The 12,876-nt window shown below is 37.4% G+C and carries 12 protein-coding genes; 6 read left to right on the top strand and 6 right to left on the bottom strand.

The genetic code is table 11. The annotated features are described in order from the left end of the window. The first annotated feature begins 220 nt into the window (after window positions 1–220). On the top strand, window positions 221–748 hold the full coding sequence (locus tag EIB73_RS09040; RefSeq protein ID WP_125024665.1) for a basic secretory protein-like protein: 528 nt from the start codon (window positions 221–223) through the stop codon (window positions 746–748). A gap of 49 nt (window positions 749–797) precedes the next feature. Further along, window positions 798–1,370: an acyl carrier protein phosphodiesterase gene (locus EIB73_RS09035; protein ID WP_125024663.1), complete on the top strand. Its 573-nt coding sequence runs from the start codon at window positions 798–800 to the stop codon at window positions 1,368–1,370. Here the strand turns inward: EIB73_RS09035 and EIB73_RS09030 are convergent. Continuing rightward, window positions 1,367–1,870 carry a DUF6702 family protein gene (locus EIB73_RS09030; protein WP_125024661.1) on the bottom strand — a complete coding sequence of 168 codons (504 nt, stop codon included), beginning with the start codon at window positions 1,868–1,870 and terminating at the stop codon, window positions 1,367–1,369. The genes EIB73_RS09035 and EIB73_RS09030 overlap by 4 nt on opposite strands. 15 nt (window positions 1,871–1,885) lie before the next feature. Here EIB73_RS09030 and EIB73_RS09025 point away from each other — a divergent pair, with 15 nt between their 5' ends. The 4 genes from EIB73_RS09025 (at window position 1,886) to groL (ending at window position 7,353) form a co-directional block, all read left to right on the top strand. Further along, a complete protein-coding gene (locus EIB73_RS09025; protein ID WP_317132661.1) occupies window positions 1,886–2,497 on the top strand; it encodes a HupE/UreJ family protein in 612 nt (203 codons plus the stop codon). A 209-nt stretch (window positions 2,498–2,706) separates the two neighbouring features. Next, the gene (locus EIB73_RS09020; protein WP_125024660.1) at window positions 2,707–5,076 is read left to right on the top strand and encodes a M1 family metallopeptidase; all 2,370 of its coding nucleotides are present in this window, start codon (window positions 2,707–2,709) and stop codon (window positions 5,074–5,076) included. 283 nt (window positions 5,077–5,359) lie between these two features. Continuing rightward, complete coding sequence (groES, locus tag EIB73_RS09015) at window positions 5,360–5,638, top strand: co-chaperone GroES (RefSeq protein WP_125024658.1); 279 nt, start codon at window positions 5,360–5,362, stop codon at window positions 5,636–5,638. A gap of 92 nt (window positions 5,639–5,730) precedes the next feature. Beyond that, window positions 5,731–7,353, top strand: a complete 1,623-nt coding sequence (gene groL / locus EIB73_RS09010) for a chaperonin GroEL (RefSeq protein ID WP_125024656.1) — start codon at window positions 5,731–5,733, stop codon at window positions 7,351–7,353. An 80-nt stretch (window positions 7,354–7,433) separates the two neighbouring features. On the opposite strand, the gene EIB73_RS09005 is transcribed toward groL, so the two are convergent. From EIB73_RS09005 to fabF, 5 genes are all read right to left on the bottom strand, one after another. Continuing rightward, the gene (locus EIB73_RS09005; protein WP_125024654.1) at window positions 7,434–8,636 is read right to left on the bottom strand and encodes a hypothetical protein; all 1,203 of its coding nucleotides are present in this window, start codon (window positions 8,634–8,636) and stop codon (window positions 7,434–7,436) included. A gap of 317 nt (window positions 8,637–8,953) precedes the next feature. After that, complete coding sequence (gene pyk, locus EIB73_RS09000; RefSeq protein WP_125024652.1) at window positions 8,954–10,399, bottom strand: pyruvate kinase; 1,446 nt, start codon at window positions 10,397–10,399, stop codon at window positions 8,954–8,956. Continuing rightward, entirely contained in the window at window positions 10,392–10,862 is a 471-nt protein-coding gene (locus EIB73_RS08995; protein ID WP_125024650.1) for an IPExxxVDY family protein, read from the bottom strand. Before EIB73_RS08995 ends, pyk begins: the two co-directional genes overlap by 8 nt. Beyond that, window positions 10,837–11,601 (bottom strand): ribonuclease III, encoded by a 765-nt coding sequence (gene rnc, locus EIB73_RS08990; RefSeq protein ID WP_125024649.1) that lies wholly within the window; start codon window positions 11,599–11,601, stop codon window positions 10,837–10,839. Before rnc ends, EIB73_RS08995 begins: the two co-directional genes overlap by 26 nt. A 16-nt stretch (window positions 11,602–11,617) precedes the next feature. Then, window positions 11,618–12,862, bottom strand: a complete 1,245-nt coding sequence (gene fabF, locus EIB73_RS08985) for a beta-ketoacyl-ACP synthase II (RefSeq protein ID WP_125024647.1) — start codon at window positions 12,860–12,862, stop codon at window positions 11,618–11,620. Window positions 12,863–12,876 lie beyond the last annotated feature (14 nt).

Here is a 12,876-nt window from a genome sequence, read left to right as displayed (position 1 = left end):
CCTTCCGAATGATGTTGTTATATAAAAATAGAGGAACAAAATAATCCGTTTTTTATCGTTTTTACTCCTGATCGGCTTTACCGTATCCTGCTCCAGAAATGATGATGAAACCTTTGAAGATCCAAACTTTTTAGAGAGTTTTGATTATGATCAAAATGTCTTCAGTCATGACGGTTTAAAATTAACTTTCCTAATTACCAGCGGAACTCTTTCAGCGCCAATGAAAAAGGATCTTGTCGAAAATTTCTTTGTCGTTTATCCAAAACTGAAAAATGATTTTAATACCAAGGCTCCTGTTAATATTACGTTTGAAATAGAATCGGCGATCTCCTCACCGGCGTACGCAAGTGGAAGTAAAGTGACCTATCAATCGGAGTGGTTAGCGGAACACCCGGAAGATCGCGATATTGCGACGCATGAGATGACGCACTTGGTTCAAGCCTACAACTGGGGAAATATTCCGTGGTGGATTACCGAGGGAATCGCTGATTATACCAGAGATAAGTACGGGATATCAAACGCGGGATGGACTTTAACACCTTATTCAGAAGGTCAGAATTATGATAATGGATACCGAATTACCGCCCGCTTTTTAAAATGGATCGAAGTGAAAATTAAACCGGGTTTTGTAAAACATTTAGATACGCAATGCCGCACGGGAAATTATTCAGAATCTGTCTGGTCTTCCTTCACCGGGAAAACTTTGCAGGAATTATGGACCCAATATAAAGCCGATCCCACTATTTAATCTGAAACCATTTAATCTTCTTAACCGAAGATTTTTTTTATATTTGAGTATGAACTATCTCGCCCATTCTTTTCTCTCTTTTTCCGACGAGCAAATCGTGGGTCAGTTTCTGGAAGATGTTATTCCGAACAGAGATCGCTTTTCTTATCCCGAGAAAATGCAGCAGGGAATTACCCTGCATCGCGAAATTGATACTTTCACCGATGCTCACCCCGCGCTTCGGGATGCTAAGAAGATTTTCAGTCCGCTCGTGCGCTTGTATTCGGGTGCGTTTGTGGATGTAGCGATGGATTATTTTTTGGCAAATTCTCTTTCAGATCAAGAGTTGAAAAATCATGCAGAAAAAGTATATCTCGTTTTACGGAAATATGAAGAGTTGCTGCCCGAACGATTGGTGCGAATGGTGAGTGGCATGGAAAAAGACAATTGGCTCTACAATTATAAAGAGGAATGGGGTATTCAATATTCCATGCAAAATGTCCTGAACAAAGCCAAGTATTTAGATAAAGATTTAGCGGTTTTCGAAGTTTTCAGAAAAAATAAGCCGCAGTTACAAAAGCATTTTAATGTGTTCTTTCCGGAGCTTTTGTCTCACGCAAAAAAAGTTAATGCTGCCTTTTAAAAAGTCTTGTATAGATACCGATTCGGATAATTCAATCGTTCGCTCTGGCGCTTCCCGTTGACGATGATGTGAATGATATTCATTTGATCATCAAAAAAATTATACAGAAAGCTCACGGCAGTTTCTACTTTTTTTGGAGGATTTACGGTTTCAGATTCCAGAAAAATATTTACGGATTCGTTATCTTCTTCAAAACCGATGTAATTGATTGTTAAAAATTTGTTATCCGTTTTAAGTTTCAGATATTCTTCGCAATATTTCTTTAGCAGTGAATTTATTTCTGCCGTATATTTCCCGTCATTAAAATGTACTGGACTTCCATACTTTTGCTTCAAGGCATTTTCTAAATCATCCAGAAAGAATTTCCCTGTAATTTCAAAAGTTTTCGATTTTGAATTATAATTGAATTCTACCGAACCAACGTGATATGGATGAATCTCCTTCGCTTGAGAACAAACAAAAAGAACCATCGCAAAAAGCACCAGAAGTTTTTTATACATCAATTTTAAAATAAGATGACGAAATTAATCATTATTTTCGTAAAAAATTACAGAATGACGGACTTCTTCTTCTATCTTAAACTTGGCTGGGAACATATTATTTCTTTAGATGCCCTTGATCATCAATTGTTTATATTGGTTTTGGTGGCTGTTTATTTCTATAGAGACTGGCGTAAAATTCTGATCTTAATTACGGCATTTACCATCGGGCACTCTATAACTTTGGCTTTAAGTGTTTTAGATGTGTTCCGGCTTCCATCAAACCTGGTAGAAATTTTAATTCCTGTCACCATTATGCTCACTGCATTAGACAATATACTGTTTCGAAAAAATCAAAAAAAATTGATGCAGATTAATTATTTTCTTGCTTTGGTATTTGGATTAATTCACGGGATGGGATTTGCAAATACGGCCAGAATGACGATGGCTTCTGAACAGAATATTGCACTGCCACTTTTAGGATTTAATATTGGGTTAGAATTAGGACAGATCACCGTAGTTTTATTGGTGATGGGTTTGCTTATTTTACTTTCTAAATTTGTAAAATTCCAGCAGAAATACTGGATTATCGGAATTTCTGTGGTTTCTGTTTTACTGTCCGCACAAATGATTTTAGAACGTATTTAGATTTTTATGTGGGCGCACATTTCCGCCCTCCGTTCCCACTTTTTTATAGAATTTGCCACTGCTGAATCCCGCCGCTAAAATTCTATAAAAAGAGTTCCACTCAGGTCGGGGCGCAAGTCTTTATTAGATTCAATTTTATTGATGAAAAAATATCTTCATCCGAATTAAATTAATTAAATTTGATTCTTATTCCCAATATCTTATCACCTATGAAATTTACCCTTTTATCTTTTCTGTTTTTAACCGTGTCTATTTTCGCACAGGACATTAAAAACAATCCAACGAGCAATCACGGTAACAAGTTTGAGCAGCTCGGAACTATTCTTCCCACGCCTAACATTTACAGAACGGGTTCAGGAGCTCCCGGACAGGGATATTGGCAAAATAGAGCAGATTATGACATCACCGCTTATTTAGATGAGGATAAAAGAAATTTAAAAGGTTCAGAAACAGTAACCTATTATAATAATTCTCCTGATGATCTAGAGTATTTGTGGTTACAACTTGACGAGAATGAACATTCTTCAGTGAAAAATGCCGGCTATGACAGTTCAACATTTTTACCGAAACTAGCCAATTCCGATGATTTAAAACCGAGTGAATTACCGGTTAAAAATAATGGCTATGGCGTTAAATTAGACAAAGTGACGGATGCTGCGGGGAAACCTTTAAATTATGTCGTCAATAAAACCATGATGAGAATTGATCTTCCCCAGGTTTTAAAGAAAGGACAAAAATTTATTTTCAAAATTGACTGGAATTATAATATTTCTGACCGTATGAAAATGGGCGGTCGTGGCGGTTATGAATTCTTCCCGGAAGATGGAAACGATTTGTATACGATCACACAATGGTATCCAAGAATGTGTGTTTACAGCGACTTCAAAGGATGGCAGCATAATCAGTTTACAGGTCGTGGCGAATTTGCTTTGGTTTTCGGTGATTTCAAAGTATCTATGAATGTTCCTGCAGATCACATTGTAGCGTCTACAGGAGCAGGGAAAAATTTTGAAGAGGTTCTGAGTCCTGCTCAGTTCGCAAGATGGAAAGCCGCGCAAACTGCGAATGAGCCGATTGAGATCGTTACGCTGGACGAAGCTAAAAAAGCCGAGAAATCTAAATCCAAGGAAAGAAAAATCTGGAAATTTGAAGCAAATGACGTTCGTGATTTTGCCTGGACTTCTTCCCGTAAATTTATTTGGGATGGAATGAAAGTGATCATTCCGGAAAATAAAAATGAGGTGATGGCGATGAGTTTTTATCCAAAAGAAGCCTATAACCTTTACCGAAAATTTTCTACCAAAGTAATTGCGCATACCATAAAAACCTATTCAGAATTTACGATTCCTTATCCGTATCCTGTGGCGCAGTCCATAGAAGCAGCTAACGGAATGGAATATCCGATGATTTGTTTCAATTTCGGACGAACCGAAAAAGATGGAACGTATTCCGAAGGAACTAAAAACGGAATGATTGGCGTGATCATTCACGAAGTAGGACATAACTTTTTTCCAATGATCATTAACTCCGATGAAAGACAATGGTCTTGGATGGATGAAGGTTTGAATACTTTTGTAGAATATCTTACAGAAGAAAAATGGGATAATAAATTCCCTTCACGTCGTGGCCCCGCGCACACCATTGTGGATTACATGAAATTGCCGAAGGAGCAACTGGAGCCGATCATGACGAATTCTGAAAACATCATTCAGTTTGGTCCAAATGCCTATTCAAAACCCGCAACGGGACTAAATATCTTGCGTGAAACCATCATGGGTCGGGAATTATTTGACAAAGCTTTTAAAACCTACTCGAAAAGATGGGCCTTTAAACATCCGGAGCCTGCAGATTTCTTTAGAACGATGAATGATGCGAGTGGCGAAAACCTTGATTGGTTTTGGAGAGGTTGGTTTTACGGGATTGATCCTGTGGATATTGCAATTGATAAAGTGACGGTTCTAAAACCTGATTTTGATGCAATGCCGCCAAGTCGAGAGTTTTCCTATACGGTAGATAAACCTTTGCAGAATGAGTTTGAAGACATTTCAAAAGTTAGAAACCGAGAAGATAAAAATATCACCTTCTATACCGATAAGGATAAAGAAGTTCAGGATTTCTACTGGCGTTATAACCGCGGACAGGAAAAAGTTGATGATAAAAAGGAGTATATAATTAAATCAGATAATTTAGAAAAAGTTCCGGCGAAGGACAGAGCCAAGTTAGAAAATATTTACGCCTATCAAATTGATTTCTTAAATAAAGGAGGTTTGGTAATGCCTATCCTTTTAGAGTTTACCTTTGAAGACGGAACGAAATTAACTGATAAGTCATCTGCTCAGATCTGGAGAAAAAATGAGGGTAAAGTTTCTAAAACGTATTACTTCGACAAGAAATTAAAATCAGTGCAACTTGATCCCATGCGGGAAACAGCAGATATTGATACTTCAAATAATTTCTGGGGTGAGATCTCAGAACCGACTTCGAAGTTTCAAGTCTTTAAACAAAAAAATGCAGGAGCTGCAAGAGGAGCTGCGAACGGAAAAACAAATCCAATGCAGGCTGCCGGAAAGAAAAAATAAAAGCTGTAAAAATAAAAAAAGCTGTTTCAAATAATTGAAACAGCTTTTTTTATGATCAATATCTAACTGCGATTTGCCGAATAAAAGTGGTGGTTTGAAAAAAAGCAAAAATGAAAGTAGTTTTTTGCATAAAGTGTTGCCTGTAATTTTTTGCGATAAAGAGGAATCTTAAAATTCTGCCATAATTTCTTACTCAGAATATTTAAAGTGCCATTTTATCACCTTTTTTACGTGGCACAAATTTAGTGAAACAATCAACATAATATTAAAATAATTTAAAAATATGTCATTAAATTTCAAACCTTTAGCGGATCGCGTTCTTGTAGAACCAACCGCAGCTGAAACTACAACCGCATCAGGAATTATTATCCCAGACACTGCAAAAGAAAAACCTCAGGAAGGGACTGTTGTTGCAGTAGGACCGGGGAAAGTTGATGAACCTACCACCGTAAAAGTTGGTGATAAAGTGCTTTACGGAAAATACTCAGGCTCAGAATTGAAGTTAGATGGTAAAGATTATCTTATCCTGAAAGAAGGAGATCTTTTAGGAATCTTAGGATAAAATTTAAAGAGCGAATAATAAGTCGACTCAATTATTAATAGTAATTAACCAAATCCCGTACATGTTATCATGTACTTTAATTAAATAAAAAGATGGCAAAAGAAATAAAATTCGATATTGAATCAAGAGATGCACTGAAAAGAGGTGTTGATGCTTTGGCAAACGCTGTAAAAGTAACACTGGGACCAAAAGGAAGAAACGTTGTAATTGAGAAATCATTCGGCGCTCCACATGTAACAAAAGACGGAGTTTCTGTTGCGAAAGAAATCGAACTTGAGGACCGTGTAGAAAATATGGGAGCTCAAATGGTAAAAGAAGTAGCATCCAGAACCAATGATATCGCTGGAGACGGAACAACAACTGCAACAGTATTGGCACAGGCTATCGTTCGAGAAGGTCTTAAAAACGTAGCTGCTGGCGCAAACCCAATGGATCTGAAAAGAGGGATTGACAAAGCAGTTTCTGCAGTTGTAGCAAACTTAAAAGGTCAATCTAGAGAAGTTGGTGATTCTTCTGAAAAAATCAGACAAATTGCCTCTATTTCAGCAAATAATGATGATACCATCGGAAGTTTGATCGCAGAAGCTTTTGGAAAAGTAGGTAAAGAAGGAGTGATCACTGTTGAAGAAGCAAAAGGAACTGACACTACAGTTGATGTGGTAGAAGGAATGCAGTTTGACCGTGGATATCAGTCACCATATTTCGTGACCAATCCGGAGAAAATGATTGCTGAATTAGAAAATCCTTATATTCTTTTGGTAGAGAAAAAAATCTCTTCAATGAAAGAATTACTTCCAGTTTTAGAGCCGGTTGCTCAGGCAGGAAAATCTTTATTAATTATTTGTGAAGAAGTTGAAGGTGAAGCTTTGGCTACTTTAGTTGTTAATAAATTAAGAGGTTCGTTAAAAATTGCTGCTGTAAAAGCACCAGGATTTGGAGACAGAAGAAAAGCAATGTTAGAAGACATCGCGATTTTAACTGGCGGAACTGTAATTTCTGAGGAAAGAGGTTTCACAATGGAAAACGCTACTTTGGAAATGTTAGGTACTGCTGAAAAAGTGGTGATCGACAAAGACAATACAACATTAGTAAATGGTGGAGGTGACGAAGCGCAAATCAAAGGCCGAGTAAGCCAGATCAAAGCGCAAATGGAAACCACAACATCAGATTACGATAAAGAAAAACTTCAGGAAAGACTGGCGAAATTAGCTGGTGGAGTAGCTGTACTTTATGTAGGTGCTGCTTCTGAAGTAGAAATGAAAGAGAAAAAAGACAGAGTTGATGATGCCCTTCATGCAACTAGAGCTGCAGTAGAAGAAGGTATCGTTGCCGGTGGTGGAGTAGCCTTAGTTAGAAGCATCGAAGCTTTAAATTTCGAAGGTGATAACATGGACGAAACAACTGGTATCAAAATCGTAAGAAGAGCCATCGAGGAGCCATTGAGACAAATTGTGATCAATGCAGGTGGAGAAGGTTCCGTAATCGTTGCGAAAGTAATGGAAGGTGAAGCTGACTTTGGTTTTAACGCGAAAAATGATGAGTACGTAAATATGTACGAAGCAGGAATCATTGACCCTACAAAAGTAGTACGTGTTGCTTTAGAAAATGCAGCTTCTGTTTCTGGAATGCTGTTGACTACAGAATGTGTGATCACAGAAATTAAAAGTGCAGAGCCAGCAATGCCGATGGGCGGTGGAATGCCGGGAATGATGTAATATCAAGCCACAATTGTAGCAATACTTGCAAATATAAAATCCGTTCAATTAATTTTGAACGGATTTTTTTATTAATTTTTTTACGACGTTTGGAGAAGAGATTGGTCAGCACAGGTTCTGGCTTTTAACAGCTCACGCAGTCTTCCCGAATAATAAGTAAAATGAGTTTCTTCTATCAATTGCGTTAATTCGTCAATAATTTTCGATATTTCTTCCCGATCGGCGAAGTTATAGTATACAAAATAGTACATAATCGAATAATATTTTTTCCAGCCCAGCGCAAGTTTATCCAAAGAAACTTTATTCAAATATGATTTAGATTTTGCCTGCTTTTTTGCTTTAATATAGGCCATAGCACACATGATGTTCCAGCAAGTGTCATGGTTTTCTTTGCGGTGTTGCGTTATGAATTTGCGGTCGCTATGAACCTGAAAAGTGTTATTCTCAATTAGAAACAGCATTTCCTCAGTTTTATCTGTAAAGATTATATGCTCGAGAACTGCATATTCAAAACTGCACACCGATCTTTCTGAAAACTCTTTATATCTTTGTCTCACAAACAGCATTTCGTTCCAGATTTTATTGAATTTAATTTCGTCTTTTCGCAACCACACTTCAAGCAACAGCACTCCAAATTTTCTGCCGGCCGGTAAGATGTAAACATCTGTGGTTAAGGGTGTTTCTTCAATTTTATTAAAGTAAATATTCCTGAATTCATTATTTTGAGTTAAAAATGAACCCATGTAAAGAAAACCGTAGGCGAAAAGTCTTGCTTCATTTGTTTCTTCGTATTTTAAATATTCCTGAAAATATTGCAGATAAACTGTGCCCGCCAAATCCCGCATTGGGTGGTGTTCCATAAAAAATGTTCGGGCTAAAGGATATTTTAATAATTGGTGATGAACGCTTGCTAATAGGGATGGTGATTCTATAATTTTAGAACAAAGGGTTTCACTTAGTTTCCAATAGTCAAATTCCTGACTTTCCGTTTTTACACCTTCCAGAAATAATTCAAGTTCATCGTCAATTAAACTTTTTTTAAAGGTGGCAAAATCAGAAAAATCACAATATTGTGCTAAAGTATCGAGGGTATAAATGTGGAATTTACCGCTACTTTTGATCAGACCAAAAAATCGTCGGAAGGTTTGGGGATTAATTACAATTCCCATTTTTTTTATCTCTGCAGCAAGTTCCTCACAGTGTGATGATGAAGAAATGTCCTTTCCCATCTTGTTTTTTACCGCCTGTCGTAATTCGTTCAGGATTCTACTTATCGTATTCATCTCTTTTCAAATGTGCTTAAACAAACTTAACAAATTTTAACAAAACTTTAATGTACAAAATTGTACACAAAACAAATCATTTTTAATTGTAATTTTGTCCTACAAACACAAATGCTAAAAATAAAATTTTAGGAAGACGGATCAAGAATAATTAACTTCTTGCGAAGTCTTCTTTTTTTTAATGACTCAGATATTGAGTTCGTTTCAAATAAAATCTTTTTGTTTCCATTACTCACAAATATAACATTCTCCTTATCTAAAATAAAAAAAATTGCGTTCAAGATGAACGCAATCATGTTTTTTAGAAGTCGGAGAAATTAAATCGTCGTTAATCTCAACGTGTTTGTTTTACCGTCTTCGTAGGCAGGAGTGGCATTTAAGTTTAATACGAAATCACCTTTTTGCACGTAACCGTGGGTATGTGCAAGCATATTGACTTGAATAATTGTTTCGTCGGTTGATTTCTGCATATCGTAATGGAATGCGCGAACGCCCCAAAGTAAATTAAGCATTGTAATCACCCTTTTGTTGGAACTGAATACGATAATATTGGAATTCGGTCGGTGAGCCGAAATTTGAAAAGCCGTGAAACCTGAATAGGTAAGCGTAACAATCGCTTCTACGTTCGTCGTTTTTGCAATCCTTACAGCAGCTAAACATATTCTTTTGGTGATAAAACGCTCATCGATACAATCAAAATCGTGTTCAATAGGGGAATTTTTGGTTCTGTAAAAATGTGTTTGCTCAATATTTTTTACAATCTTCGCCATGTTTATTACCACATCTACAGGATAGCGTCCAACGGAGGTTTCTCCCGAAAGCATCACGGCATCCGCTCCATCTAATACAGAGTTTGCAACGTCATTAACCTCCGCTCTTGTCGGTGTTAAACTGTTGATCATGGTTTCCATCATCTGGGTCGCGATAATGACCGGTTTGGCATATTTACGTGCAATTTCTACCAGGTTTTTCTGAATTGCAGGAACTTCTTCCATCGGAACTTCTACACCCAGATCGCCACGTGCAACCATTAATCCATCACATTCCTGCAGAATTTGCTCGATGTTTTTTACCCCTTCAGGCTTTTCAATCTTCGCAATGATCGGAGTTTTCTGCTTGTTAGTTGGGTGATTTTTAATGATTTCTTTTAAATCAATAATATCCTGTGCATGACGAACGAAGGATAAGGCAATCCAATCCAGTTCTAAATCCAGGATGAAGTTTGCGTCTTCGATGTCTTTTTCTGTTAAAGCAGGAAGGGAAACATTCGTATTCGGCAGGTTAACTCCCTTCTTGGAACTTAGCGGTCCCCCTTGAATTGTTTTTGCTCTAACGGTGTCTTTTTCATTGGTTTCAATAACTTCTAAAACCAATTTTCCATCATCGATCAGAATTCGTTCTCCAACTTTTACGTCTTGCGGGAATTTCTGATACGTCATATAAACGCGCTTAGAATCGCCTTCTATTTTTTCATTGGTAAAGGTAAGAATGTCGCCTGGATTCAAGTAGGATCCTTCCTTCACAACGCCTACACGAAGTTTAGGACCTTGTAGATCTCCAAGTATTCCAACAGATTGACCCAATTCCTTATTTATTTCGCGTATAGTTTCTACATGCTTTCTTACAAGGTCGTAGTCTGCATGCGAAAAATTTATTCTGAAAACATCAACACCGGCCTGAACCAGTTGGGTCATCGTTTCTTTATCTGAAGAAGCCGGACCTAAGGTGGCGATTATTTTAGTTTTTTTTAAATATCTATTCATAATATTGAATTAAATGGTAAAGCTCCGCGCTGGGGCATAAATGAAAATCCTGTATTTGAAACATGAGATTTTCAGGGAGCAAAATTACTGAAAAATCACCAAATGGTTCTGAAGTAGATATTATATAATCAACATCTTCATAATTTTCCAGTAAAAATTTTGTATCTTCTTCATTTCCAAAAAGTTCTGTGCTTTCTTTTTTTAAAACACTGTGGTCAGATTTATTGGCGATAAAGTGAATACATATTTTAGAATCGTGATGAAAAGCTTCAAATTTGGGATAGTAGTAGTCATAGTAAGTTCCGTGAAATACCAAATCATTGACCCTCTTAAACTGAAAAGTATTAAGAGTATTCAGATGATAAAAAAGTTCATAGTCAGGAACTTGCTTTGCAAGACGAACCAATCCAAGTGTAATTTCTTCGTCCGCATCAATCTCAAGAGTGAGCTTTTGGGTTTTCAAGGATGCTTTGTTTTTTATTGAGAATATAAAAAGCCCGTTGTGCCGCTTTTTCTTCCGCTTTCTTTTTTGAAGTTTCGGTTGCGTTTGCTATTCTTTCCTGATCTAGCCAAACATAGGTACGGAATACCATATTTTTATTGGGCTGCATTTCTTCACAGGTTTCATACTTTATGACGACTTTCTTCTTTTGGCTCCATTCTAAAAGCAGGCCTTTGTAGCTTACAATTTTGTTTTCCAACTTATTGATTTCAGACGGCGTTAGTAAGCGATCTAAAACAATTTTCTTACAGATTTCATAATCTAAATCCAGATAAATGGCGCCGACTAGAGACTCAAAAAGGTTTCCCGCAATATTCTCACTGAGTGAAGTTGTCGTCTCATTTTGTAAAAATTTGATAAGGTTCAGCTCTGTGCCTAACTTATTTAGATTTTTACGGTTGACAATCTTCGATTTCATTTGGGTTAAATATCCTTCGTTTGCATCCGGGTAGGTTGCAAAAAGATGGCATGAAATGATTGTTCCTAATACAGAATCACCTAAGAACTCTAAGCGTTCATAGTTTTTGGATTGTTTGTGTTTAGAAGATGTTTTCAACGAGAAAGCCTCCCTATAAAGATTAATGTTTTGAACAGCAAAACCCGTAATTTTCGTGATTTCACTGCTTAAAAAATAGTCTTTTTCGGAGAGAGAGTTTTTTCTTCTGGCTAGGAATTTAGAAAAGTATTTCTGTAACTCCATAGAATGAATTTAATTCTTAAATTTTGGTAAAGAGAACACATGCATTGTGCCCGCCAAAACCGAAAGTATTGCTCATGGCAATATTTACCTCCTTTTTTACAGCATGATTAAATGTGAAATTTAATCGACTGTCAATTTTAGGATCATCCATAAAATGGTTGATGGTTGGTGGAACGATGTTATGAATAATCGTGTGAATTACGGCAATCGCCTCAACAACTCCGGCAGCACCTAAAAGATGACCGGTCATTGATTTGGTTGAATTAATCTGAATGTCGAAAGCATGATCTCCCAATAATCTGGAAATCGCGTTAGATTCTGCGATATCTCCCAATGGAGTAGAGGTCCCATGCATATTGATGTGATCTACTTCATCGGCAGTAATACTTGCATCTTCTAAACAATTCTTCATTACCAGGTATGCTCCTAAACCTTCAGGATGTGGTGCGGTCATGTGGTAAGCGTCTGCGCTCATTCCGCCCCCTTTTAACTCAGCGTAGATTGTTGCTCCACGTTTTTTGGCATGTTCGTACTCTTCCAGAATAATGGTTCCTGCGCCTTCGCCCAATACAAAACCATCTCGGTCCTGATCAAACGGTCTTGAGGCAGTGGTAGGATCATCATTACGGGTCGAAAGTGCCATCATTGCATTAAATCCACCTACACCACTTGCGGTAACTGCTGCTTCGGAACCTCCACAAACAATGACATCTGCTTTTCCCAGTTGGATGAGCATTTTACCATCGATCAGCGCATTGGCAGATGAAGCACACGCAGAAACTGTCGTGTAATTAGGACCATGAAAACCGTATTCTATTGAAATTTGGCCTCCTGTGATATCGGCAATCATTTTCGGAATAAAGAATGGATTGAATCGGGGGATTTCTGTATTCGCCCAACCCAAAACTTCTTTCTCGAAGGTTTCTAAACCACCAATCCCGGAACCCCAAATTACACCAACTCGGTTTTTATCGACGTTGTCTTCCATAATCCGCGAATGTTCCACGGCTTCTCGGGCAGCTACGACTCCCAGTTGGGTGTTGCGGTCCATTTTTTTAGCTTCCTTTTTGTCAAAGTGAGCTAATGGGTCGAAGTCTTTGACTTCACACGCAAATTTGGTTTTGAAATTTCTGGCATCAAAAAGAGTAATAGGAGCAGCACCGCTCTCACCTTTTACAAGGCTTTCCCAGTAATCTTTGGCATTTTTTCCAATGGGTGTAATAGCGCCGAAGCCGGTTACAACTACTCTTTTTAATTCCATAAATTTTTCTTTGT

The organism is Kaistella carnis (assembly GCF_003860585.1).
Classification (GTDB): Bacteria; Bacteroidota; Bacteroidia; order Flavobacteriales; family Weeksellaceae; genus Kaistella; species Kaistella carnis.
This window is presented reverse-complemented; position numbering and strand designations above follow the sequence as displayed.

Bases quoted from the DNA above. Each gene is read 5' to 3' on its own strand.
- EIB73_RS09040 (WP_125024665.1), top strand. From the start codon at position 221: ATGAAAAAGGATCTTGTCGAAAATTTCTTTGTCGTTTATCCAAAACTG.
- EIB73_RS09035 (WP_125024663.1), top strand. From the start codon at position 798: ATGAACTATCTCGCCCATTCTTTTCTCTCTTTTTCCGACGAGCAAATC.
- EIB73_RS09030 (WP_125024661.1), bottom strand. From the start codon at position 1,870: ATGTATAAAAAACTTCTGGTGCTTTTTGCGATGGTTCTTTTTGTTTGT.
- EIB73_RS09025 (WP_317132661.1), top strand. From the start codon at position 1,886: ATGACGAAATTAATCATTATTTTCGTAAAAAATTACAGAATGACGGAC.
- EIB73_RS09020 (WP_125024660.1), top strand. From the start codon at position 2,707: ATGAAATTTACCCTTTTATCTTTTCTGTTTTTAACCGTGTCTATTTTC.
- groES (WP_125024658.1), top strand. From the start codon at position 5,360: ATGTCATTAAATTTCAAACCTTTAGCGGATCGCGTTCTTGTAGAACCA.
- groL (WP_125024656.1), top strand. From the start codon at position 5,731: ATGGCAAAAGAAATAAAATTCGATATTGAATCAAGAGATGCACTGAAA.
- EIB73_RS09005 (WP_125024654.1), bottom strand. From the start codon at position 8,636: ATGAATACGATAAGTAGAATCCTGAACGAATTACGACAGGCGGTAAAA.
- pyk (WP_125024652.1), bottom strand. From the start codon at position 10,399: ATGAATAGATATTTAAAAAAAACTAAAATAATCGCCACCTTAGGTCCG.
- rnc (WP_125024649.1), bottom strand. From the start codon at position 11,601: ATGGAGTTACAGAAATACTTTTCTAAATTCCTAGCCAGAAGAAAAAAC.
- fabF (WP_125024647.1), bottom strand. From the start codon at position 12,862: ATGGAATTAAAAAGAGTAGTTGTAACCGGCTTCGGCGCTATTACACCC.